We start from the raw sequence: 25,300 nt of genomic DNA, 5'->3' as shown, positions 1-25,300 counted from the left end.
TATTGCCCTGTCAGCCACAATAATCTTAAAATATTTAAATATCCAGAGTTCATGAAAACAGACACGATTTTTTATACATTATTCCAAACTCTTCCAGGTGTCTTATTTGAACTTTTGGAACAATCTGAATCCCTGGCGTTGCACTACCAATTTACCTCGGTAGAAATAAAAGAACTAGCACGTCGTATCGATGGTTTATTCCTACCAAAATCTGACTTTCCAGAAGACCCAATCTATTTTGTTGAGGTACAGTTTCAACGCGATGATGATATTTATTAGCGAATAATAACAGAAGCTTTCCTGTATATAAATCAATATAAACCTCAACGTCGTTGGCAAGCAGTATTACTTTTTGCTCAACGCAGTCTCGACCCAGGCGTACCATTCACTTATCAAACATCATTAGCTCAACAGCAAATTCGGATAATTTATTTAGACGAGTTAGATGATATCCCATCGTCTTCGATTGGGCTAGGTGTGATTAAGTTAGTAGTTGCAACAGAAGATAAAGCCGTACAGCAAGCGAAAAACTTGATAAATCAAGTACAGCAAACGGATGAAGCTAACCGTAGTAATCTCTTAGAATTAGTAGAGAGAATGCTTATCTATAAATTTGTAAAAAAAACTCAGCAGGAGTTGGAAGCGATGTTTGGATTAACTGATTGGAGACAAACTAAATTTTACCAAGAAGTAAAGGAAGAAACAAAGCAGGAAGTAAAAGAGGAGGTTCGAGAAGAAACAAAGCTGGAGACTATACCCCGTCTGCTTAAGTTTGGTTTAAGTATAGAGCAAATCGCGCAAGCATTAGAATTGAATGTTGAACAGGTACGGCAAGCTATTGATAAACAAGGAGAAGCGGGAACAGGAAGTAATTGATAATTTAAAATTAAAGAGATTTCTTTAAAACCGCGTTTGATACTCCACTACTGCACGGCTATCATCGGTTAAGTTAGTGGAAGCACGAACACGAAACTTATCATTTATTCGGTAATTAACACCCCATTGGAAGGGATCACTTGTTGTCAAAATTTTGATGCTGGAAACGGATATTTTGGAAGAAATATCGACCCCAGCTTCTGCTGCTAATTCCAAAGTTGAACTGCTTCTTCCAGCTTCGGGATTTTCAGAAATAACGGTAGGAAATATCCGCAGTTCACTTAAGCCAAAGCTACTCCCTATCTGGTTAAAAGTTGACTGAAAATTGTTGAACACAGCCGAACCTGCAATGTTAATCAGACCCAAAGTACTGTCACCTCGTCCTTGGGTATCTATAAACCCACCTCCTAAAAGAGCCACAATTTCGGTTTGACTACGTGACGGACTACTTGTTAATTCTAGATTTTCATTCAGTTTGCTGGCTAGACCGTTGATACTGGCTTCGACTCGAACACTCTCTAAGGCTGATAAACCTGTGGTATTTATCCGACTGAAATCATTACTTTGAGTTACGTCCAGTACCTTGGCATATAGCTGAATATCTAAGTTGGGGTCGCGGGGTTGAGAGGGACTAAAAGTTGCGGTGTGTGTATAGCCACGAGCAAGGTTAAATTGGGTAGTAAATAAATTTACTCCACCTTGTTCTAATCGGATAGTACCATCGGGTATTGGCTGATTGATTGAGCCGTTAACTATGAGATTACCAGTTGCCCGGAAACTGAGAATAGGAGGACGGGTAATTTCGACGTTTTTACCAAGTTCTAAATCTAAATTATTAAATCTAGCGAACGCATTTCCCGACCCATTCCCAATTTCAGGTTTACTCTGCTTATTGGCTTTTGTGGGTGATACGCCAAAACCACTATTTGCAGATGAAGCGGTGTCGGTAGATTCTGCCAGCAATACCTGACCATCAAATAAATTTACTTTACCGCCAATTACGGGGTTAAGGGCAGAACCAGTAATCTGTAAATTGCCGCTAGCACCTCCCAGGTAAAGTCCTTTCAGATTTAACGCTAGCTGATCGAGATTAACACTCAGGGGATTGTTGATAGTGTTGTCATTGTTGAAAATAGGTATTTCTCCAGCAGCTTCTACCTTGCCACGGCTAAATCTACCCTGAAGATTTTCTACTAAGATGGTGTCAAAATTAAACAGCACTCTACCTGTAACACGTCTCAGTTTACCTGGCAAAGCCTGGGCTGAAAAAGTAGCATTATTAATAGTAGCAGTTCCATCTACTTCGGGTTTTTGCAATGTTCCGCGTACCTTAAGGTCTACTTCACCTTCACCTTTTTCAAATACTACTTGATTAGTCAATGCGTTTAACAGCGCTAATCCCTCGTTTTCTAACTTCATGTCTAAACTGATTTGATCGCTGTCTGGTGCAACGGAAGCAAAAGGCAATTTATAAGGGATGCTACCAGTAATATCAACAGGTTTTGGCCCAGCAACTGCTACCGTACTACCAAAGTTTAAGCGTCCGTTGGCATAGCTGAAACTTGCGATCGCAGAATCTATTTTATTTTGATTCAATAATCCTTCTGTGATTTGCAATTCCCCTCTAGCTTGGGGATTAGCAATGCTGCCTGCTAAAGCTGCTGTACCGTTAAGATTACCTCTGATTCCAACTGGTAGTTTGACAAAATTATTCAGTACTTGTACTGGCAAATTATTCACCCGCAACTGTCCAGATTGTTCATCACCGCCAACGTTACCTGTGAAGGCAATCAACCTGTTTTCAGATTCAAGCCGTAAAGGTCGCAAACTCAAAACACCATTTTCAAAGTTGCCTTCGGCAATCACTTTATCGGCAGTATAATAACGATTTCGTTCTTCCTTTTTACCCCAGGCAAAGTCTTGTCCATTCAAATTAAAATCCACTGATAATCCATTGGCTGTAGCTGTATTTACAGCCACTTCCCCGTTGAAAGTTCCTTTTAAGTCTGCCAAATCTGGTATAGGAGTGGAATTAAGTCGCTGTTCTTCTTGTTCTGCTACCAAAGCTTCAATTTCAGAAAACCGTTGGATTTGGGTTAATAAAGGTTGATTTTGCGTTCCTTGGGGAGTAGTGGTTAGATCCTCTGCTGTGCCGTAAATTTCTGCTGAACCACCTGGCAAGTTTTGTAAATCAAATATCTGCGCTACCGTTAGAACATCTTGGATCTCTCCCTGGTTGACGTTCAGTTTACCTTGTAGTTGAGGGCCTTTCGGGCTTTGAGCAAAACTACCGACAAAGGCGTAGCTACTTTTGCCTTTGATAAATTCGCTATTGGTAAGTGTGCCTTTCCCATCACTGTAGCGGAATTGAGCAGCTAAACGATCGCCTTTAAGCCTCCCAATTTGCGGATTAGCGATCGCTAAATTCCCCGTTGCTGCCAATGTCTGCTGATTAAATAGCAAATCTCCAGTTAACAAGCCAGCTATCTTACCAGTACCCAGTCGAGTAATTGCTGGCGGAGTCAAATTCAATATTTGTAAGGGGAAATTTGCAAGTTTGAGCGTCCAATCATTCCCTTGAGCATTACCTATAGCTGATGCTTGCTGCCATTTTACTAAGAAGGATTTCGGGCGATTATTGGCATCTAAATTGAAGGCCAGGCGATCGCTATTACCCGCCAAGTTCAAATTTAACCCGCGTCCCTCTTCTGAATCGATGTTTCCCGTTAACAACGGCTCAAAAGCAATATTTTGAACAACCAAGTCTCGTAAATTAATTTGCCCTACCACATTTGGCAAGGGCAGCTTACCAGTTATTTGTCCATTAAAATCAACTCTTCCCGCCACAGCAACCTGATTAGGAAGATTGATTGGTAACTGTCTTAAGTTGTAATTCTGAGCTTGGACGTTGAGATTTAATGCAGTAATTTCCGGTATTCCTGCCTTTCTTGCATTGGCTAATATGTTACCAGTCACGCTTAAACCAGGAGCAGTTGCTCGCTCAATGGTAAGCCTTTCACCACTCCAAGCGATCGCAGCACTCAAGGGTCGCTCAAGACCAGGGATACCTTGGGATAATTGCACCTGTCCAGCAGCACGTACATCAGCTAATTTGGATGATCCAAACTTGCCAGCTAATTGCAACTGACCGCCAAACTGACCCCGCAATTGATCATTTAACCGATTTAATTCCACACCCGAAGCATTAACTACAGCTTGATAGCGACCATTAGCCAACTGGATATTAGAAGCTGCGATCGTTCCACCTGCAAGATTCACCCGTCCCTGACCACTGGCTTGGATAGTTTGCGGTTGGAACGACTCAACAGAACCCGCCACATTTGCTTGACCAGTTAACGTCCCTCGAAACTGCGGTGGTACTGCTGCTAACTGCTGTAACGGAACATTATTTGCTTGAACTTGCGCCTGATATAGACCATTGGCCAATTGGATATTAGAAGCTGTAATAATCCCACGCGCAACATTTATCTGCGCTTGACCGTTGGCTTGAATAGTTTGCAGCTTAAAAGAATCAACAGAACCCGCAACGTCGAACTGACCAGTTAACGCTCCTTGGAACTGGGGTGGTACTGTTGCCAACTGCTGCACAGGAACATTATTTGCTTGAACTTGCGCCTGATATAAACCATTCGCCACTTGAATATTAGAGGCTGTAACCGTACCACCGCCAATAGCAAGACGACCCTCGCCACTGCCACGGAGGGTTTTCAGGCTGAAATTATCCCTGTTGCCTGCGATTTGGAACGTACCCGCCAATGGGTTATTTAAAGCTGGGGGAGACTGTTTTAATATTTGTCCCAACCGTACACCATTAGCTACGAGTTGAGCAGAGAAGCTTTGGTCTTGTAGTTGGATATTAGAAACTGCAACTGTGCCGCCACCAATTTGAACTCCTCCACCATCAGTGCGAATCGTGGCAATTTTAAATGGTGCTGTGCTGCCTGAGAGAATAAGACGACCATTAAACTGTGCTTCCGCCAAAGAGACATTTTGCAGTTGACTTTTGTCTACAAAGGGTTGCAATTTTACCCCAGAGGCAACAGCCACAGCTTGCCAACGCTGATTGGCGTAACTACCAGTTGCCCGGACTATACCACCACTTACATTCAGAGCCACATTGCGGAAAGAGACATTGCGATTTGGAGCGATTGCTACTTCACCTGTTCCGGGGTAAGTTCCGTTAGGAGCTCGGTATTGTACCGCAGTTTGGGCATTTGTGGGAGGGCCAGTTAGTTGGGCAGTACCTGAGACATTGCCGATTTGAAAGTTGGGTGTTATTTCATAAACTTTTGCGATCGCATCCCCTGGAACATTCTTAGCAGCGAAATTTATATCCAGTTGAGGGTTTTTACCAAGTTGAATTGTACCAGCCCCCGTGATATCACCACCAACTTTAGCTTTACCTTGAATATCTTTCAGGGTAATTAAAGAGGAACTAGTCGCAAGTTCAAACTTACTACTGATGCTATTAAAATCAACTTTGTCAATCCGAGCAGTTTGAATAGTGGTAACTGTACCTGAGAGAATTGGCTCTTTAGTTGATCCAGTAATCTGCAAATCAGCTTGTACTTGTCCAGCGATCGGCACAGGTAGTTTTACCTTGAGAGTCTCTTGGGCATTCGCCAAACTCACCGCATTTACCCGCCCTGCCAACTTAAAACCTGTTTGAGTGTCGATGATTCCCGTAGCTACTAGGGGAATTTTGCCGTAGTTGCTAGTAACATTGTTTAACTGCAACTCCGTTCCCTGGAAGCGGAGATTTCCTTGGCTATTGGTCAACAGTTGCGGGACTTTGGGTATTTGAACTGTTACGCCTTGCACAGCAGCGCTGCCATACAATAAAGTCCGTTGTCCTGGTGTTAACTTAACTAACAAGTCGCCATTGGCTCGACCCGCCTGTAAGTTCACTGGTAACTTAATTAACCGAGTAATATCCTCAGCCAGCAAGTCTTGCGATCGCACTTGAAAGTTTCCTGCTAGCACCCTAGAACGCGTCTCTCCCTGAATATAAATACTGCCACCACTGTCTGCTTGCCCCCCCACATCAAACCTGATCAACTGGTTATTTGCTAAAAGTTGTGCAGAACCGTTGATTTGAGAAAATCCCACAGGAGATAAAGGAGATGAGGCAGAAGAGAGGGATCTTGCTTCCCCTGCTTCCCCTGCTCCCCCTGCTCCCTCATCTCCCCCTGCCCTCTTCTGCGGCATCAAGGCCAGCTTGGCATTGCGAAACCGCAGGTTGTCCAAATCGGTTTTAATCGCGGTGCCTTCACGCGACGGCGCTATATTAGTGGAAACCCAGCGCCCTTCTTTATCCTGTTCAATGTAAATATCTGGGTTGACTAAGGTAACATCTAGCTTTAGGTGGCGGTTAAAGATTAGTTGTAAAGGGTCAAAACCCACCTCTACAGTTTCAATTACGGCCCGATCTGGATCTGTGGGTATCGCTGGGATAGCTGAAGCCCCAAATTGCACTCCGGTTAACGAAAATTGTGTGACTTTTCCCAGTTTTACCGGACGGTTGAGTGTAGTAGTAAGACTTTGTTGTGCCAACGGCGTTAACTCTGTTTGGACAAAAGTCCACAACCGATAAATACCGACAATAACTCCTAACAGCAAAAGTCCGCCCAAAGCAATGCTACCCCGACTCAACACCAGCAACCATAGACGCTTGCGGATAGGGCACGGGGAGAGAATATCTTGATTGGGAGATTTAGTCATTTGCTTTCACAGTATTAATTGCCAGATGTCGCTGGCACACACAAGCATTAACTGAGACGCTGATTCAGTATGCCATTTCCAGGATACGCCAACCAAACCCAAGACCTGATTGGTTGAGTTACGGTATTTGCTTAATCCAATACTTATGCTTCATAATATTGGGGTTTTCAGGTAAATCTGATCTGAATAGAGTGAAAATTGTTCCTATGACTTTCGCTGAGGCACAACCTAGAACTTTAATATGAATAAACCTTAAAAAAGACAGATGATTACACCAATGCGTGTTTTTGTGTTAATTTTTAACGCTCGGACGGAAAATGAGGGAATTCATACCATTCGGGAAGGCGATGCCGAAGGCGGCAAGCAACGCAACAAAATTCTGATGTTCGAGTCAGAAGACGACGCCACCCGCTTTGCCCTGATGTTAGAAGCTCAGGACTTTCCCGCGCCTACACCAGAGCCAATCGATGCTGAGGAAATCAAGGAATTTTGCGAAAGTGCTGGATATGAATGGGAAATCATCCCAGAAAACAGCAATTTGGTTGTAACTCCCCCAGAACTTAACGTCGAAAAAACCGACTGGCAAGAAGATGCCCAGAAGGAGGATACTGTTGAAGACCCCTTCCCTCTCAATGAACAGCCATTAGAAGAACCAGAATTGTCTGATTCTGAACTAGAGAAGATGCGTCGCAAATTGGAAGGATTGTTGTAATTAGTCATTAGTCATTAGTCATTGGTCACTGGTCATTGGCGGCTAACTGACTAATGACAACGGACAAAGGACAAAGGACAAAAAACAAATGACAAACTTGCAGGAACGTGGGCATCTTTTAACTGAGCTGGTAAATCCTAACAGTCTTAACTTAGACCAGCTCAGTTCCCTGGAATTGGTGGAGTTGTTTAATAGCGAAGACCAAAAGGCAATCGAGGCAGTTGCAGCAGCAAAAATTCAGTTGGCACAAGCAATTGATAGCGCCGCAGAGCGTTTGCGCCACGGAGGACGCTTATTTTATATTGGTGCGGGCACAAGTGGCAGGTTAGGAGTATTAGATGCTGCTGAGTGTCCACCTACTTTTTGTACGCCCCCAGAGTTGGTACAGGGGATTATTGCTGGTGGTGCTGGCGCACTGGTACGCAGTTCGGAGGATTTAGAAGATAGCATCGAAGATGGGGAGGCTGCGATCGCAGGGCGACAAATTACCCAGCTAGATGTCGTAGTTGGTATTACCGCAGGTGGGACAACGCCTTATGTCCACGGTGCGCTTCGTGCTGCTCGTCAACGAGGAGCCAAGACTATTTTTATTGCTTGTGTTCCCGCAGAACAAGTTAGCTTTGATGCCGATATTGACATTCGCCTATTAACAGGGCCAGAAATAATCGCTGGCTCAACTCGCCTGAAAGCTGGTACAGTCACGAAATTAGCTTTAAATATCCTTTCTACAGGGGTGATGGTCAAACTAGGCAAAGTTTACGGTAATCGCATGGTAGATGTGGCAGTAACAAATCAAAAGTTACGCGATCGCGCTTTGCGAATTTTGCAAGACCTGACAGGCTTAAGTCGGGAAGCAGCTGGTTTTTTATTAGAACGCAGTGGTAAATGGGTTAAGCTAGCGCTATTAATGCACTGGACTGGTTTAGAAAAAGACGAAGGCGATCGGCTTCTTTCAGAACACCAAAGTAATCTTAGGGCAGCTGTTATCAGCTATCAAAACCACAACAAACCTTAAATAATTTCTCCTAAATCAATACTTGATCCACTTAAAGATTATTAGTGGTAGTTTCAAGTATGTAGAAAGACGCATTAGCGTTGGTGTAGCCTCTCCAAGAGTTGCCCAGTTCAATTTCGCGTCTCTCTACAAGTAATAAATATTAATAAATGTAAATAAGAATAAATATTTTTAAGATATATTTATTACCAATTTAAATAAATGAAATATAGAAAGAGACTGACAATGTTTTTTCAACAAAAATTCAGAAATTATACGGATATAATTCTGTATGGAAATTATTAAAATTAAATATATAAATACTGAATGCATTTTTCTTAATGATGTGGGCTATAGCAACCTATTTGAGTCATAAAATTTGCCGATAATCAATTCTGGGCTATCTGACTTTTTTACTAGTAATATTTTTGCTATTATCCTATATCCCTTGATTTTAATAAACTTGATTTAGACTGCTACATACGAAATGTATTGGCACTTATTGACCTATCTGCTGGCCACTATATAGCTAGTACAGATCGGTAGAAATAAACCTACCATTTCCAACAGGCAGAAAGTACAAAAAATTAAAGCCTTTTGACTTCTGACTTGCGGTACTAGTGTGGGTTTTTCAATAGTTGGCTTTTTAATACAAGGAACAAAGTATGACCCACTCGGAACTTATTCTTTCAAATAACCTAGTTAATGAATTTAAAACTTGTACTCAGCTTCAATACAATGGCAAATTAAATATTAAAAGTTCTAAAGGCAGCCAATGGACTTTTTATTATCGGCTGGGGCGCATAGTTTGGGCAACAGGTGGAACTCATCCCTTCCGCCGTTGGCGTAGACAGATGGCTCAAAATTGTCCCCAGATTGATATTGATAAATTGCAGTTGCGTTTACAAGACGTATCAGTAGATTACTGGGATTATCGCATTCTAGAAATCTTTCATAAAAAACAGAAAATTCAGAGAGAACAGATTCAGTCTATTGCCGAAAACACTATAGCAGAATTATTATTTGACCTAGCTATGCAAGGAAATTTTGCTTCTATAAGTTGCAGTCGCAGCCAAGAAGTTATTTTAGAAACACCAATAAGTTTCACGAGTGCAGAAATGTCTGTAAAGCACATGCAAGACTCTTGGAAAGTTTGGTCAGCAGCAGGTTTAGCAAATTTTTCTCCGGACTTAGCACCAGTTCTACGCCGACCAGAACAACTTCAGCAGATGGTAAGTCCATCTGTCTACAAAAACTTTGTAAATTTAATCAACGGCAAATTAACTCTGCGAGATTTAGCCGTGAAAATGAAGCAAAGTATAATGCCACTCACCCGTTCATTGCTTCCCTATATTCTTAAAGGAATCATCGAATTAGTGGAAATACCTGACATGCCCTTAGTAGTGATGGAGGGCAACAATAAGCCTATCACCGTACAACCAAGGAAATCAATTGCTCCACTAGTAGCCTGCGTAGATGATAGCCCTCAGGTCTGTAAAATGCTAGAGGATATTATCACTTCCAATGGACTAAGGTTTATCAAAATTCAAGATGCTGTACAAGCTCTCCCAACCCTGATTCAGGATAAACCAGACCTGATTTTCTTGGATTTGATTATGCCAGTCGCCAGTGGTTATGAAATTTGTACTCAGTTGCGACGAATATCTGCTTTCGCCAATACACCAGTAATTATATTAACAGGTAGCGATGGTCTTTTAGATAGAGTTCGTGCTAAGGTAGTCGGTTCTACAGATTTTATAACTAAACCTGTAGTGCCTGACAAGGTAATGAGTATAGTACGTAAATATTTACCTACGCCGAGTATATCCATCGACAAGAATCAAGCTAATTTAGAAGTTTCTAAATAGGGATAATTAATAATTTTTATTGATGATTAATCGTAAACTAATCTGATTAGATGGAAAATTTCATTCTTTAGCATGAGCCTATTGCTTAACAATAACAAAAATATTTACAATCGATAAACTTCTTCACCTAAGTAAACATAAAATTACTAGGGTGATAAATAATAAGTCTAAATTCACAATAGGCAAGTACGTGGCGGTCTTAAACCCACCTAATTTTTTTGTACCAAATTGAAGAAAACATATATTAAGTTATGTTCATTACGTACTTTTTCGGAGGTTAATATATAAAGATTGAATCAAAATTAGATAAATACAAAAATTTGTATTTATAGCAGTCCTATTTGAGTTGTGAAATATTCTTTATGACAAAGGGTTAGGGGCTAGTCTCTAGTCGCTAACCCCTTGTCTTTATCCACGCATCATTTAGGATTTGTATGTCTAATTTCTTTACATTCTTAAAATTTTTTAACGGGTAATTACCATGAATACTGTTTTAGTTGTTGAAGATGGCTTAACAGATATGGAAATAATCAGTCGTTACTTGCAACAGGCAGGTTATTCTGTGATTAGCGCCACAAGCAGTGAAGAAGCTCAAGACAAAATAGATAAAAATAAGCCAGACCTCATATTTCTCGACGTAATTTTACCAGGTAAAAGTGGCTTTGAGATTTGCCGAGAGTTGAAAAACAATCCCACTACTAGCAAAATACCTGTAGTTTTTTGCTCTACAAAAAATAGTGATGTAGATAAAATTTGGGGTAATATGTTGGGCGCTGATGGTTATCTATCAAAACCGATTGATCGAGAGGAACTAACGGTAGTTTTAAAGCGATTAATTAACTAGTAAAACTTCATAACAAAAAACTAGAATTATATATTTCTAATCTAGTGCTTTAAATAACAACTGCAAATAGTGGCTAAACATCAATAATCAAGCACAAAGGAATAAGAACTTTGGAAACCAAGGAAAAGTTTTTAAGTTTTAATTTGGGAGTAAGGGATACAGCGATAATTTCGTTACAACACATCACAGAAGTGTTGCAAATATCATTACCAGAAATATGTGGCGTTCCTCAAATGCCTAGTAGCGTCTTGGGTATCTATAACTGGCGCGGTGAGATGCTTTGGCTAGTAGATTTAGAGGCAATGTTAGGTTATCCTCCAATTTCGCAAGGAGCAAATTTACTTTCAAAAATGATGGCGATTGTTCTCGAAAATAAGGGTAAATATTTGGGGCTATTGGTGCGACAACTGATAGATATTGAATGGCTAGATACTCAACGAATGAAACCCCCAACTAGCGAATTATTTTATCCTAAAATCTCACCTTTTTTACAGGGATACTTTATTAATGATTCTGAGGATATGATTTTTAATTTGGATGCCATAACAATTATCCAAGCTCCGATATGGAAAATTCATAGTTGAACCATTGAACGTGGGTGATTAGGCATAATATTTTAACAATTCCTAATCATTAATAAGCAAATACTAGTTCATTTTTAACTGTCTAATAACCAATTACTACTCTAACAAATTTTGAGGTAAATCTAATGACATTTTTGTATAGCAATAGCCATGAAAAACAGGATCTAATTTCGGAAGTACAAAATCTGAATGGGAGCGCTGATATAACAAATATTCCTAGCAATGAAATATCCTTATTAAACGCGATCGCTCAGGAATTTAAAACTTGGCGGCGACAGTTGCAAGACATCGCAACTCACATGAGCCAAGCGCCAGACCTTGATACACTAATCAAAGTTACTGTAGCGCAGATTAGAGAAAAAATTGGTTGCGATCGCGCCTTAATTTATCAGTTTACTTCCTTTGATTCAGGTAATGTTTTAGCGGAATCAAGAACACTAGGTTGGACACCAACTTTAGGCGAAAATATTCCCGGAATTATTTTTGGTTTATATACCAATCAAGACTATATAGAACCTGTAGTTATTGACGATATCAGTCAGATTCAACTTAGCCCTTATCAAAAGCAACTCCTAGATAAATTTCAAATCAAAGCTAGTTTGAGTTTACCGATTGTAGTAGAAGGTAAAGTATGGGGGTTACTGGTAGTAAATAATTGCTTATCAACGCGGCAGTGGCAAGAAGTAGAAATTAGCCTACTATCCCAAATTACAACAGAACTGATCTACAAATTGCAGAGTTTTGAATTCAAAAGAGAAGAACAACAGCGTATACTAGCAAAAAAATCTGTAGCTAAAGTAATTGACAAAATTTTGCGGGCATCAAGTGTCGATAAGATTTTTCAAACAACCACTCAAGAAGTACGTCAATTACTAAAATGCGATCGCGTCGGCGTTTATCGCTTCAAACCTGACTGGAGTGGCGAGTTTATCGCTGAGTCAGTGGGTAATGGCTGGGTAAAAATGGTCAGCCCTGATTTTTATATGGTGTGGGAAGATAGCCACTTGCAAGACACCCAGGGAGGACGTTACGCCAAGGGTGAAAGCTTTGTGGCCAAAGACATCTATAAAATGGGTCATGCTCAATGCCACATTGATATTTTAGAGCAGTATGAAATGAAAGCTTACATCATTGCGCCCATATTTGCTGGAGAGAAATTATGGGGCTTGCTGGCAGCTTATCAAAATTCTGGGCCTCGTGATTGGCAACCTTGGGAAGAAAGCTTTGTAACCCAAATTGGACTGCAATTTGGTGTGGCTATCTCACAAGGCGAATATCTAGAACAGATGCATAAGAAATCTGAGCAACTAGCTCAAATAATTGAACAAGAAAAAGCTTTTACTAAGATAGTAGGCCGCATCCGACAATCTTTAGATGTAGATAGCGTCTTCAAAACAACCACTCAAGAAGTGCGTCAATCACTACGATGCGATCGCGTCGCAGTCTATCGCTTTAACCCTGAGTGGGGTGGAGAATTTGTGGCTGAGTCTGTGGGTACTGGTTGGACAAAACTGGTAGGCCCTGATATTAAAACCGTTTTGGACGATACCTACTTACAAGAAACTAAGGGAGGTAGATATGTCAGAGGCGAAAACTTTGTTGTTAATGACATCTATGAAGTAGGGCTTGCTCCTTGCCATATTGAGATTTTAGAGCAGTTTGAAGCCAAAGCTTACATAATTGTTCCTATATTCTTCGGGGAGAAATTGTGGGGTTTGCTGGCAGCTTATCAAAATTCTAGCCGCCGTGAGTGGGAAAGCTGGGAAGTTAACTTTTTGGTTCAGACTAGCTTACAATTTAGCCTAGCTAAATCACAGATAGATTATTTGGAATTAGTTCGGTTGAAATCTGACAAACTAGCTCAGATAGCGGAACAAGAGAAATCTGTCACCAAGATTAGTAACCGGATTCGGCAATCTTCAGATGTAGAAGAAATCTTCAAAACAACCACTCAAGAAGTACGGCAATTACTGCGATGCGATCGCGTCGCAGTCTATCGCTTCAACCCTAATTGGGCTGGTGAATTTGTAGCAGAATCGGTAGCTCATACTTGGGTAAAACTGGTAGGCCCCGATATGAAGACTGTCTGGGAAGATACCCACTTACAAGAAACTCAAGGGGGTCGATATGCCCAAGGGGAAAACTTTGTTGTTAATGACATCTATCAGGTAGGTCATTCTCCTTGTCATATTGAAATTTTAGAGCAATTTGAAGTTAAAGCTTATGTAATTGTTCCTGTATTTGCCGGGGAACAATTGTGGGGATTGCTAGCAGCTTATCAAAATTCTGGAACTCGTGATTGGGATGAATCGGAAGTCACCTTGTTAGCACGCATTGGCAACCAGTTAGGGCTAGCATTACAACAGACTGAATATTTGCAACAAGTACAAGAGCAGTCAGCCAAATTAGCAGAAGCCGCAGCCCGAGAAAAGGCAGCCAAGGAGTTACTACAACAACGATCTATTCAACTGCTAACAGCCCTTAGACCCGCCCTCAACGGCGATTTAACAGTACGCGCACCCATTACAGAAGACGAACTAGGCACGATCGCCGATGCTTACAATAATACCTTGCAAGCACTGCGGCAAATCGTTCTTCAGGTACAGGGGGCTGCTCAACAAGTTGCTCAAACTTCCGGTAATAGCGAGGCTTCACTAACGGGACTGACTAATTTAGCACAACAACAATCTGAGGAAATTATCGCAGCTTTAGGTGAGATTCAACAGATGGTGGACTCTACTCAAGCTGTGGTGACGAATGCTGAGTTAGTGCAAGTAGCACTGCAACAAGCCAATGAAACTGTTGAGTCTGGCGATACTGCGATGAACTTAACTGTAAAAGCAATTCAAGGAATTCGTGAAACCGTCGCTCAAACCAGCAAGAAGATTAAACGCCTCAGTGAATCTTCGCAAAAGATCTCCAAAGTGGTTAATTTGATTGGTAATTTTGCCACACAAACAAACGTGCTGGCTTTGAATGCAGCCATTGAAGCCACCCGCGCAGGTGAATATGGCAAAGGCTTTGCAGTTGTAGCTGATGAAGTCCGTTCTTTATCTCGCCAGTCAGCAGCAGCAACCATCGAAATAGAAAAATTAGTCCAGGAGATTCAAGCAGAAACCGGAGAAGTAGCAGTAGCAATGGAAACTGGTATTCAGCAGGTTGTAGAAGGTACAAATCTTGTCAATGATACTCGCCAAAACTTGAATGCGATCGTTTATGCAACTGCCGAAATTAGTCAGCTAATCGAGCGGATTACCGCAGCGACTCAAAAACAAATGACGCAATCTGTAACAGTCACAAAATCAATGCAAGATGTAGCAGAAATTGCTAATAAGACTTTTGCTGAATCTCAAGAAATTGCTAGTGTGTTCCAAGATTTATCAGGGATGGCGCAAGAGCTATTAACAACTGCTAGTAAGTTTAAAGTGAAATAGGGAATAGGGAATAGGGAGTGGGGAGTGGGAAATGACAGTTTCTGAAATTCGATCTTATCAAGATTTAAGAGTTTGGCAAGAAGGCATGAATTTAGCTGAAGCTTGCTATCAGCTAACGATTGCATTTCCAAAAGAGGAATTTTACGGAATGACTTCACAGATTCGTCGAGCAGCTGTATCAATTCCAGCAAATATAGCTGAGGGCTATGGGCGAGAGTATCACCCGGAATACATAAAACTTCTCCGAATAGCACAAGGCTCTCTCAAAGAACTCGAAACTCACTTATTACTATCAGCTAGAGCCAAAATTGGACTTACAGAGACTCAACTAGTCACCCCTATTTTGAGGCAATGTGAATCAGTAGGAAGACTACTCCGTGCTTTAATTCGTTCTTTAGAAAATAAGGGGAGTAGGGAATAGAGGATAGGAAATTACACTTGATGTGAATTAAAAAATCCCATTTTTGCATAAGGGTTTCCAGGCTTGGACAAAACCATGATTTTGGAATCATCAAGGAAGCTGAAAGGTTTTCACCTCTCAATTCACATTAGACATAAATTTCAATCTTCTCCATTCCCCAACCCCCACTCCCCACTCCCCACTCTCCACTCCCCACTCCCCACTCCCCACTCCCCATTTATGATTACAGATAACGAAATCCGCGAACAAGGATACATTTACTTTCTGGCTGAAGCCCCAGAATTAGTCCAAATTATTGAACAAGAACTATTTAGTTTATCGGAAGATTATAGCACTGCTAAAGTTCATAACTTAATGCGGGCTACTCATACACTTAAAGGTGGCGCTGCTAATGTTGGGCTAGAAGTAATTAAGATGATAGCCCATTTTCTAGAAGATGTATTTAATGCTCTATATAATCCAAAAGTGGTAGTTGATGCCGAATTACAAACACTTTTATTACAAGCTTATGAGTGTCTTAGCATAGCATTAAATAGCGAGTTAATCGGCAGTAGTGTTAATGATGAAGAATTGCTCCATCGAGCCAGCTCAGTGTTTGCACAGTTGCAAGAAAAGCTAGGTGATGCATTTGGTGCTGAGACTCATATTCCCACTTCTGAAGAATTGGGATTTGATATTGTCCAGTCCGTTTTTGAAGTGGGAGTAGAACAACGTATAAACAGTATTGCTGAAGCTGTTAACAATCCACCAAGTAATGACGAATTTATCGAGTTTTTACATTCTCAAGCTGAGGTGTTTCTCGGTTTAGCAGAATCTCTAAATTTACCTGGATTGGGAGAAATTTCTCAAACAATTCTGTCAGCGCTGCAAGCAAACCCCACTCAGGTGCAGCAAATTGCAGAAATTGCCCTTGCAGATTTGCAACAAGCACAAGAATTGGTATTAGAAGGCGATCGCACATCTGGTGGAAAAACTTCTCCAGCTTTGCAAAAACTCACGACAGTGGCAAATAATGAGTTATCTGAAGAATTAGAAAATAATTCAGAAGAACAATTTTACCAATTTATCACTACATCTGATAGTAATAAAAACCAATCAGTAAAGCCAACAACTGCCAAGTTTTATTTAAAAGTCATTCGCTACATTTTTGGCTGGTTTAATCACGAGAGCCAAATACCAGAGGCAGAGCTTAGTTTTGATTTAATGGTTCCCAGATTAGAAAAAGAAAATCTACTTAATTATATCGATAATTGGCTAAAAGAATTTCTTGATTTTGTTCAAGATGAAGAAGATAGTCAAAGCCTTTGTATTTATCGACATGGGATAATTCTAATCATCTTATTCGCTATCACCAACTTTGAGTATTCTGTTAATAAATCTGACAGCTACATCTCAGTCATTAAAATATTACAAAAGCGAATTCATAAATTAGCACAAGAATATAAAAACTATCCTCCTGTTACTAGCAAAGAGAAAAACTGGCTTGATAGTCCCAAGTTACAAACGCTCTTAGTTATTAAAGAAATACCTAATGTATCTTTTCAAACAACTGAGAACCTACTAGAAGCAATATGGGGAGAAGAAGCTAGCGAAAATCTTACAGAGCAAGTGGTGACAACCACGAATGATGATTCTTCAGTAAAGCTTGATTCATTAACTGTCAATGAGCAAGAAGTTGTAAATCCTCCTGAAACAGCTATTGAAGTCATGCCTGATTTAGCTACACAAATCAATAAAGAAATAGAAGATAAATCAGAGTATGTTCAAACTAAAAACTTTCGCCAACCTTCATTTATTCGAGTAGATACAGAGAGATTGCAACACCTCAATTATCTAGCTGGGGAATCGTTGATTTACCAAAAACGGCATAGTTTGCAAGATGAACAAGTCAAAGAAATAATTGACCAATTAATCCAGCAACTCACTAGACACCAAACAACTTTAAATGAATTACGTGATTTACCATTACAAAGACAAAATATCGCCTCACAACAAACGCAAAATTTTGCAGTGAATTTTGACTCTTTAGAAATGGATATATATACAGATTTTCAGATGACATTGCACGAAGCGATAGAAGAGACACTGCAACTACAAGAAACCACGGAGTCTCTTGACTTGCTAGTGACGCAAGCTGCTCAAATTGGTGACAAACAAGAAAATTTAACTCTTAATATTATAGATAGCTTAGTAGACGCACGAATGTCGCCTTTAAGCAATATCCTGAATCGCTTTCCCCACATGGTAAATAAGTTGGGGAATGTTCATGCAAAACTTGTAGAATTAAAACTTAGTGGTACTGAAGTACTAGTTGATAAAGCGATCGCAGAAAAGCTGTACGATCCCTTATTACATTTAGTACGTAATGCTTTTGACCACGGTATTGAAGCTCCGCAACTTCGCCGAGAGTTTGGTAAACCAGAACAAGGGTTAATCGAAATCCGCGCCTATCATCAGGGTAGCCAAACCGTTATCGAGGTTCGGGATGATGGACAGGGATTAAATTTAGACAGAATTCGCAGAAAAGCTGCTGAATTGTATCCCATACAAAGTGAAGAAAAAATTATCAGCTATGCTTCTAATCTGGCTGAATCTGAATTGTTAGATATGATATTTTCACCTGGATTTTCTACTGCTGCTAAAGTAAGTGAAATTTCTGGGCGTGGTATGGGGTTAGATATCGTGCGGACTCAGATGAACGCACTTAATGGTTCAATTTCAGTTCAATCCTTACCCAACGAAGGAACAATATTCATACTCAAAATTCCTTTTTCTATGACTACCGAAAAATTAATGCTAGTTCAAGCCAAAGGTGTTGTTTATGCTCTTCTTTTGGACAGTATCGAAAAAATATTGATTCCCTCTGAGCAGCAAATTAAAGAAATTGAAGGTACAAAAGTCTTACATTTGAGTACAGACGATGATGAAACTATGGTCAGCCTCCGTCAACTTTCAAAGTTGATTAATTATAATGACTCATGCTTTAATAATGATATTTTATACAACACATCAAGTAATCACGACCCAAGCGTAGCGAAAAATCCGGTGCTTTTGCTACGACGAAATCAGGGAAGGTTTGCTTTAGAAGTAGACCAAATAATTGGTGAACAAGAACTGGTAATCAGACCTTTAGGAAATGCGATCGCACCACCAAAATACATTTATGGTTGTAGTAGTTTAGCTAATGGTAATCTCATCTTAGTGATTGATGCTTCATTGCTGTTATCTAGCGAACTTCAACAAACAACACTTGATATTATGGCGCTACCAGTACCTTCTTTGTCAAATAAAAAAGCCTTAGCGATATCAGGACAGACTTTTTCATCTACACCATTACTTGCTGCATCTACTTCCACAACAACTATAGAAACCCAACCTAGTTACTCTCAAGAGCCAGATAATAATTCACCAAAAGAAACCCAACCTAGTTACTCTCAAGAGTCAGATTATAATTCACCAAAAGAAACCCAACCCAGTTACTCTCAAGAGCCAGATTATAAATTACCAAAAGTTGTTTTAGTTGTAGATGACGCAATTAGTCTGCGCCAAACTATCTCTCTCACACTGCAAAAATCTGGTTATCAAGTAATACAAGCTCAAAATGGTGTAGAAGCTCTAGAAAAGTTACAGTTACATCCAGAAATACAAATTGTCATCTCCGATTTAGAGATGCCACGAATGAATGGTTTTGAGTTGTTGGGCAATTTCCGTCAATACCCCAATTTAGCAAAAATACCTGTAGTGATTCTCACTTCTCGCAGCGCTGAAAAACATCGCCAGCTTGCTCAAGAATTGGGTGCAAAGGCTTACTTGACTAAGCCTTATTTAGAACATGAGTTTCTTTCTACAATTAAGGAGTTAGTTAACAGTAATACAGATGATTTAAACCATTTAGTCGCGGTGGGAAATGATTAATGAATTAGTCATTAGTCTGCATTCTCTAACGTGGCCGAAAAAACTTTCTGATTAAAGGCTAATCCAAACCACCTTAAAGAGTGGGTGTGGTATCTCAAGAAAGAATGACTCTCGTGTTGCGGTTTGATATTTTGGGAAATGCGATCGCCTTAATCACCAGGTAGATTATTTGGATCTACACCTAGAGAACGTAAATACTGCGCTAACTGTTCAGCCCTTTGTCGTTCTTGTTCAGCCCGCGATCGCTCTTGTTGTGCTTGTTCTGCATCTGTCAAATAGCGATTTCCTCGCTCATCATACCAACATAAAAACTCCTGTTGTATCCCCGCAATTACAGCTTGGTGTCGCCCAATACCTAACTCCACCTCTGGCATTAAATAAGGTTCACCTATTTGTAGTTGGTAGTTTCCCTCTATTAACTTATACACTTCAAAGGGTTGATGTTGGTCGCGTCGCCAAAACTCAGGGTTATAAATTACGTAGTACAATACACCGAGTTTTTTGTATATATCTAGCTTCTCGTCATATTCACCTCCGGGGGTGTGGGATACCATTTCTAATGTGAATATTGGAACTATCCCATTTTCTTCCCAAACTGCGTAACTTTTGCGTGATTTGCCACCCTTTTTTCGTTCTACTCCCACACTTAAAAAAGCATCTGGCACTACAGGTACTCTGGGATTTACTCCTGTGGTGTGATATAATCCCATATCTACCCCGAAGTACCAATCCATACGATTTGCCCAAATGGAGTTGAGTAAGAAAAGTAAAATATTGGGCAAAAAATTTTGATCTTCGTTATCCACTGGCGTATCGTCTGAACAGGGAAGTTCATTAGTAGTTGGTAACGCATTTTTGAGATCAGGTGAGAGCATAACCGTTGTCTCGTTGGCGTTTGATGCCCTTATTATATATGAGTGACGAAAAGTTTAGCGTTTGGGTGCAGCCTCGCCAAACTTAATTAAAAGTGCGATCGCAATACTAACAAGCAAAATTAACGTCATACTTAAAGCTGAACCAAATCCCCAATTTTGCGTTGCTCCTAGAAACTGGTTATAAACTAACCGCGCCGCCGTCATACTAGAAGCACCACCAAGTAATTCTGGATCGACAAAATCCCCCAAGCCTGTGATGAATACAAGCATGGAAGCAGCCGCAATTCCAGGAAAAATTTGCGGTACGGTTACTTGGCAAAAAGTTTCCACCGGATTTGCACCTAAATCAGCCGCCGCTTCTAGCAACCGCTTGTCTAGCTTTTCGAGAGAAGCATATAAAATCAAAACCATATAGGGTAACAAGCTGTAACTCATACCAATAAATACAGCTTGACTTTGGTTAAGTAATTGCAAAGTAGGCAAGCCTAGATTGCTGAGTAAACTGTTTAATAAACCAGTAGGACGAAGAATTGTAATCCAAGCATAAGAACGAAGTAACGAGGAAGTCCACAAAGGCAACACAAAGCCTAATAGCAGCAAATTCCGCCAACGCTGCGGCGCTATCTGAGCAATCCAATAGGCGACGGGGAAGCCCAAAATTAAACAAATTATTGTAGTGCCAAACGCAAAAAATAGCGATCGCACAATTACTTGCACATAAAGAGGGTCAAATATTCTAATGTAGTTTTTGAATCCGTTAGGATTGACCAAATCTCCTGGCCGGATGTCTGCAACTAAACTTAACTGGAAAATTATCAAAGTTGGCAGCACCAACAAAAGTAATAACCAAATCCCAGATGGTGCAAGTAATACCAAAGGTTGCAGCCAATTTCCTCGTGGGCGATGCAATTCTTCTATTTTAGAAATATCACTTTTTTGAAAATTCATAACTCCTAACTCCTAACTCCTAACTCCTAACTCCCCACTCCCCACTCCCCATTCCCCATTCCCCACTCCCAAATTCATAACTATTTTACCCACTAGTTAATTGAGTCCAATAGCGATCATAAACCTCTTCAAATTCTCCTACAGGAGTAACACGTTCACAACTTGCTAGAAGTGACTCTGAGGGAAATAAATTAGTATTGTTTTGAATTGTTTTTGGCAATTGCTCAAATCCAGTACTATTAGGCGTAGAAATATTCAAACGTTGACTGACTTGGGCTGCTAATTCTGGTTGCAAAATCATGTTAATCCAAGCATAGGCTCCAGCTACATTGGGGGATGTTTTAGGAATTACAATAGTGTCTGTCCATAATGAAGAACCACTGCGAGGAATTACATATTTGAGTTTAGGGTTTTCTTGAGAGATTCTCACTGCATCTGCTGAATAGCACATTGCCAATAGTAAATCTCCCGCCAGGATTTGATTTTGCCAAGCGTCAGTGTCAAAACGTGCGATCGCAGGTTTTAGCACTTTCAACTTTTCATAAGCTTGTTTGATTTCTTGTTCATTTTTTGAGTTGTAAGAGTAACCTAGCATCCGTAATGTCGCACCCATAACTTCTCGAACATCATTGAGCAAGGTCATCTGCTGATTAAGTTGCTTTTGGTTTCGCCAAAGGTAATCCCAGTCTTGTGGTGCATCTTTGATTTTTTCGGAATTGTAAAGTAAACCTGTTGTCCCCCAGTTAAAAGGGATGCTATATCGGTTATTCGGGTCATAGCTAGGATTCTGAAATCGGGGGAATAAATTCTCTAAACCGATTAAGCGATCGTGATCTATTTCTGTTAATAAACCTTTGTTTACCATCTTCTGCACCATGTAATCGGATGGGTAGATGATGCTGTAAGTACCACCGCCTCCAGCTTGTAATTTAGCCAGCATGACATCATTGGAATCATACACATCCGCTAGCACTTTCATCCCGGTTTGGGTGCTAAAGGTTTTCAATAATTGGTTGTCAGTATATTGCGTCCAGGTAAAGATATAAAGTTGGTCACGTTGACCCGAAGTATTAGAATTAGCACGGACTTCAGCTAGCCTCCAGCCACAACCAGCTAAAGATAAGCCAGAAAGCGCTGCCACCCCTTTGAAAAATTCCCGTCTGTTAGTCATTAAGTTAGAAGTTGTTCATCGACAACCTCTAGATTACGGTATACCTAGTAGCCACTGCCGTGATTTTTTAGGATAAATGTGTCATTCTTCACACTTACTGTATGTAGGGCTTTCTTAATCTCTGATGCTTGTCCTGCCTCAAGGAGATACCTGTATGGAAGGAGTTGTTCATCATACGTGTATCAGTGGGACAACAAACCAGAAGTTTTTACAGATGAAATTATATAGATTTTGACTATATAGCTTAGAATAGTAAGTTTATCATCATATTTTTTTCTTATAGCTTCAATCAGTAGGCTGTTATGCTCTTCCTAAAAAAGCCAAACAAGTTTGTAGAGAATTGCGGTACAAAGTATTTAAATATGTTGTTAAACATTTGTAAACTGTTAGCAGCCGAGTAGCCGCGTGTCACATCTTGTTAAGGAATTATCATGAGACAACTTATTATTGCTGAACGCGTATGCCTCATTGGTCATATCGTGTCAAAAGCCTTTGGACTGGTAGGGATGCTACTGGTCGTACCTAATGCCGAAATACTTTTCAACTTATCGCAGGTTGGAGAAACTGCCGTACAGTTAAGTATGGCAGGTGGCGGTGTAGTTGATATCATCTTAGGGACAATAGCTGTCTCTATTTATGCCTACCGAACGCTGGGATTAGGAACTTGGCTGGCATTTATGCTGCCGGCTATGTTTATCTCCTTGGGTAGTGAACTACTGGGAACCAGCACGGGTTTTCCATTTGGTGATTATAGCTACTTAAGTGGCTTGGGTTATAAGATTGCGGGGCTAGTTCCTTTCACAATTCCTTTATCTTGGTTCTATGTTGGGCTGTCGTCTTATTTAATTGCGAGAACTGGTTTGCAAGTGGCACAAAAACCTAGTTGGGGACGCCATATTGCGGCTATAGCCGTTGGTGCTTTACTCTTCACTTGCTGGGATTTTGCCCTTGAGCCAGCTATGAGTCAAACTTCTCTGCCTTTTTGGTATTGGGAACAGCCAGGAGCTTTCTTTGGCACACCTTACCAGAACTATGCAGGTTGGTTTGGTACTAGTGCCCTGTTTATGACTGTGGCAGGATTGTTGTGGAGAAACGCTTCGATTAAATTAGAGCGATCGCAACTTAATCTACCCTTAGTCGTTTATTTAACTAACTTTGCCTTTGCCGCCGGACTAAGCTTGGCCGCTGGGTTCTCAATCCCAGTGTTGCTCGGTTTATTCCTTGGTGTAGTTCCCGCCGTGGCTCTGTGGTTAAGCAGTTCAACCACTCCTATTCCAGTTGTTGTTGAACCAGCAAACAAGGAAGTCTCGGTGGCAAGAAGCGTTAAAGTTGCCTTGAAATAAGCCGATAAGTTAGGGAGTGGGGAGTGGGGAATAGGGATGAGGGAGCAAGGAAGAAGAATTTTCCCCTCTGCAAGAGCAAAACCCCACCCCTCTGCCTTTTTCAATGACTAATGACTAATGACTAATGACTAATGACTAATGACAACGCTTTGATAGTAGAAAGCGCCATTTCCCTTTTATTGCTACTTATCCAAGTACCAGCAACGGCGATTCTATTTTCGCGCCTGCTAAAGGGGCCAAGACGGCTTCCTCCAATAGAACCGCAACAGCCGACACTGGAGCTTTTGGGTAAGGTTAGTGTCGTCGTTCCCACGCTGAACGAGGCGCTTCGCATTAGCCCGTTGTTAGCTGGTTTAAGTCATCAAAGCTACGAAGTTCGGGAAATTATTGTTGTAGACAGCAAGTCTGTTGATGGTACACCGGACTTGGTAAAAGCGACACAGCAGAAAGATCCGCGCTTTCGCGTGATGACAGATGACCCCTTGCCCCCTGGTTGGGTGGGGCGTCCTTGGGCGTTGCATAACGGCTTTCTATTTAGCTCTGAGGGTAGTCAGTGGTTTCTGGGGCTGGATGCTGATATTCAACCGCATCCTGGTTTGGTTGCTGGTTTGGTGAAGACAGCCGAAGCACAGGGCTATGATCTCGTTTCCCTTTCACCCCAGTTTATCCTCAAATATCCGGGAGAGTGCTGGCTACAACCGGCTTTGTTGATGACTCTGCTTTACCGATTTGACCCGGCTGGGATCAATACAGAGCAGCCAGAACGGGTGATGGCAAATGGGCAGTGTTTTTTGTGTCGCCGCTCCGTTTTAGCTGCTGTGGGTGGCTATAGCAGTGCGAGTAGTTCTTTTTGTGATGATGTCACTTTGGCGCGAAATATTGCTATTAAAGGGTATAAGGTAGGCTTTTTAGATGGCGCAAAGGTGCTGAAAGTACGGATGTATGAAGGGGCGATGGAGACGTGGAAGGAATGGGGGCGGAGTCTTGATCTCAAAGATGCAACTTCTCGTTCGCAGTTGTGGGGAGATTTATGGCTACTCACATCTGTGCAAGGTCTACCTCTTTTAATAGTCCTTACTTTTTTGTTGATTTCTCCCCCACTCTCGTACTCGCTACAAACGGGATTAATCGCGTTACCCACTCCCCCACTTCTTCTGCTGGGACTAAATTTATTTTTGGTGGTGATTCGCTTTGCTATGCTAATTGCGATCGCACCTTCTTACGATCGCAAAAGCGCAAAAGGTGGTTGGTTATTCTGGCTTTCCCCTTTTGCTGATCCCTTAGCTGTGCTGCGAATCTTCTTGTCTGCATTCCACAAGCCACGCGAGTGGCGAGGACGCAAATATAGTGCTGACTTGTGAGTAGGGCATTGGGGATTGGGTATTGGGCATTAGTTATCAAAGAGGACTTGGGGATGGGGAGACAAGGAGATTTGGGGAATTGTCTCCCCATTTCCAAGTCGTGCGGCAACGCCCAAGGGTTTAAGACCCCCACCACTTTTTGGTGGACTTAAATCAGGTGGGGTCTGAATCCCCATCTGAATTCCTCCCCTTGTCCCCTTGTCCCCTTGTCC

General features: G+C 41.1%; 15 protein-coding genes and 1 pseudogene. 11 read left to right on the top strand and 5 right to left on the bottom strand.

Translation table 11 applies throughout. The annotated features are described in order from the left end of the window. Positions 1 to 51 precede the first annotated feature (51 nt). Positions 52 to 876, top strand: a pseudogene (locus VE944_RS08320) (Rpn family recombination-promoting nuclease/putative transposase). Between the two features lie 24 nt (positions 877 to 900). Here VE944_RS08320 and VE944_RS08315 read toward each other — a convergent pair. Then, positions 901 to 6,618 (bottom strand): translocation/assembly module TamB domain-containing protein, encoded by a 5,718-nt coding sequence (locus VE944_RS08315; RefSeq protein WP_324975024.1) that lies wholly within the window; start codon positions 6,616 to 6,618, stop codon positions 901 to 903. A gap of 265 nt (positions 6,619 to 6,883) precedes the next feature. On the opposite strand from VE944_RS08315, the gene VE944_RS08310 reads away from it, so the two are divergent. The 8 genes from VE944_RS08310 (at position 6,884) to VE944_RS08275 (ending at position 19,390) form a co-directional block, all read left to right on the top strand. Next, a complete protein-coding gene (locus tag VE944_RS08310) occupies positions 6,884 to 7,330 on the top strand; it encodes a DUF3110 domain-containing protein (RefSeq protein WP_324975021.1) in 447 nt (148 codons plus the stop codon). Positions 7,331 to 7,418: 88 nt separating this feature from the next. Then, positions 7,419 to 8,345 carry an N-acetylmuramic acid 6-phosphate etherase gene (gene murQ, locus VE944_RS08305; RefSeq protein WP_324975018.1) on the top strand — a complete coding sequence of 309 codons (927 nt, stop codon included), beginning with the start codon at positions 7,419 to 7,421 and terminating at the stop codon, positions 8,343 to 8,345. A gap of 644 nt (positions 8,346 to 8,989) precedes the next feature. Further along, positions 8,990 to 10,192, top strand: coding sequence for a response regulator (locus tag VE944_RS08300; protein WP_324975015.1), 1,203 nt, complete (start codon positions 8,990 to 8,992; stop codon positions 10,190 to 10,192). Positions 10,193 to 10,673: 481 nt separating this feature from the next. Then, entirely contained in the window at positions 10,674 to 11,036 is a 363-nt protein-coding gene (locus tag VE944_RS08295) for a response regulator transcription factor (protein ID WP_324975012.1), read from the top strand. A 110-nt stretch (positions 11,037 to 11,146) separates the two neighbouring features. Then, positions 11,147 to 11,620 carry a chemotaxis protein CheW gene (locus tag VE944_RS08290; RefSeq protein ID WP_324975010.1) on the top strand — a complete coding sequence of 158 codons (474 nt, stop codon included), beginning with the start codon at positions 11,147 to 11,149 and terminating at the stop codon, positions 11,618 to 11,620. A gap of 125 nt (positions 11,621 to 11,745) precedes the next feature. Beyond that, complete coding sequence (locus VE944_RS08285; RefSeq protein WP_324975008.1) at positions 11,746 to 15,054, top strand: GAF domain-containing protein; 3,309 nt, start codon at positions 11,746 to 11,748, stop codon at positions 15,052 to 15,054. 31 nt (positions 15,055 to 15,085) lie between these two features. Further along, complete coding sequence (locus VE944_RS08280) at positions 15,086 to 15,475, top strand: four helix bundle protein (protein WP_324975006.1); 390 nt, start codon at positions 15,086 to 15,088, stop codon at positions 15,473 to 15,475. A 219-nt stretch (positions 15,476 to 15,694) separates the two neighbouring features. Then, on the top strand, positions 15,695 to 19,390 hold the full coding sequence (locus VE944_RS08275; RefSeq protein ID WP_324975003.1) for a hybrid sensor histidine kinase/response regulator: 3,696 nt from the start codon (positions 15,695 to 15,697) through the stop codon (positions 19,388 to 19,390). Positions 19,391 to 19,539: 149 nt separating this feature from the next. Here the strand turns inward: VE944_RS08275 and VE944_RS08270 are convergent, their stop codons facing one another. From VE944_RS08270 to VE944_RS08260, 3 genes are all read right to left on the bottom strand, one after another. After that, positions 19,540 to 20,265, bottom strand: a complete 726-nt coding sequence (locus tag VE944_RS08270) for a Uma2 family endonuclease (protein ID WP_324975000.1) — start codon at positions 20,263 to 20,265, stop codon at positions 19,540 to 19,542. 54 nt (positions 20,266 to 20,319) lie between these two features. Then, complete coding sequence (locus VE944_RS08265; protein WP_324974996.1) at positions 20,320 to 21,213, bottom strand: ABC transporter permease; 894 nt, start codon at positions 21,211 to 21,213, stop codon at positions 20,320 to 20,322. Positions 21,214 to 21,298: 85 nt separating this feature from the next. Further along, entirely contained in the window at positions 21,299 to 22,384 is a 1,086-nt protein-coding gene (locus tag VE944_RS08260) for an ABC transporter substrate-binding protein (protein WP_324974993.1), read from the bottom strand. A 431-nt stretch (positions 22,385 to 22,815) separates the two neighbouring features. On the opposite strand from VE944_RS08260, the gene cruF reads away from it, so the two are divergent. Further along, positions 22,816 to 23,727, top strand: coding sequence for a gamma-carotene 1'-hydroxylase CruF (gene cruF, locus VE944_RS08255; protein WP_324974990.1), 912 nt, complete (start codon positions 22,816 to 22,818; stop codon positions 23,725 to 23,727). Positions 23,728 to 23,858: 131 nt separating this feature from the next. Continuing rightward, positions 23,859 to 25,088, top strand: coding sequence for a 2'-O-glycosyltransferase CruG (gene cruG, locus VE944_RS08250; protein WP_324974986.1), 1,230 nt, complete (start codon positions 23,859 to 23,861; stop codon positions 25,086 to 25,088). A gap of 29 nt (positions 25,089 to 25,117) precedes the next feature. Here cruG and VE944_RS08245 read toward each other — a convergent pair. Continuing rightward, positions 25,118 to 25,300, bottom strand: a 183-nt coding sequence (locus tag VE944_RS08245; RefSeq protein ID WP_324974982.1) for a hypothetical protein, incomplete at its 5' end; no start/stop codon positions are given.

The sequence above is a fragment of the Nostoc sp. genome (assembly GCF_035638895.1).
Classification (GTDB): domain Bacteria; phylum Cyanobacteriota; class Cyanobacteriia; order Cyanobacteriales; family Nostocaceae; genus Nostoc.
The sequence above is the reverse complement of the archived record's forward strand: the minus strand, read 5'-3'. Positions and strand labels throughout refer to the sequence as shown.

Bases quoted from the DNA above. Each gene is read 5' to 3' on its own strand.
- VE944_RS08310 (WP_324975021.1), top strand. From the start codon at position 6,884: ATGATTACACCAATGCGTGTTTTTGTGTTAATTTTTAACGCTCGGACG.
- murQ (WP_324975018.1), top strand. From the start codon at position 7,419: ATGACAAACTTGCAGGAACGTGGGCATCTTTTAACTGAGCTGGTAAAT.
- cruF (WP_324974990.1), top strand. From the start codon at position 22,816: ATGAGACAACTTATTATTGCTGAACGCGTATGCCTCATTGGTCATATC.
- VE944_RS08265 (WP_324974996.1), bottom strand. From the start codon at position 21,213: ATGAATTTTCAAAAAAGTGATATTTCTAAAATAGAAGAATTGCATCGC.
- VE944_RS08315 (WP_324975024.1), bottom strand. From the start codon at position 6,618: ATGACTAAATCTCCCAATCAAGATATTCTCTCCCCGTGCCCTATCCGC.
- VE944_RS08275 (WP_324975003.1), top strand. From the start codon at position 15,695: ATGATTACAGATAACGAAATCCGCGAACAAGGATACATTTACTTTCTG.
- VE944_RS08295 (WP_324975012.1), top strand. From the start codon at position 10,674: ATGAATACTGTTTTAGTTGTTGAAGATGGCTTAACAGATATGGAAATA.
- VE944_RS08285 (WP_324975008.1), top strand. From the start codon at position 11,746: ATGACATTTTTGTATAGCAATAGCCATGAAAAACAGGATCTAATTTCG.
- cruG (WP_324974986.1), top strand. From the start codon at position 23,859: ATGACTAATGACAACGCTTTGATAGTAGAAAGCGCCATTTCCCTTTTA.
- VE944_RS08280 (WP_324975006.1), top strand. From the start codon at position 15,086: ATGACAGTTTCTGAAATTCGATCTTATCAAGATTTAAGAGTTTGGCAA.
- VE944_RS08260 (WP_324974993.1), bottom strand. From the start codon at position 22,384: ATGACTAACAGACGGGAATTTTTCAAAGGGGTGGCAGCGCTTTCTGGC.
- VE944_RS08270 (WP_324975000.1), bottom strand. From the start codon at position 20,265: ATGCTCTCACCTGATCTCAAAAATGCGTTACCAACTACTAATGAACTT.
- VE944_RS08300 (WP_324975015.1), top strand. From the start codon at position 8,990: ATGACCCACTCGGAACTTATTCTTTCAAATAACCTAGTTAATGAATTT.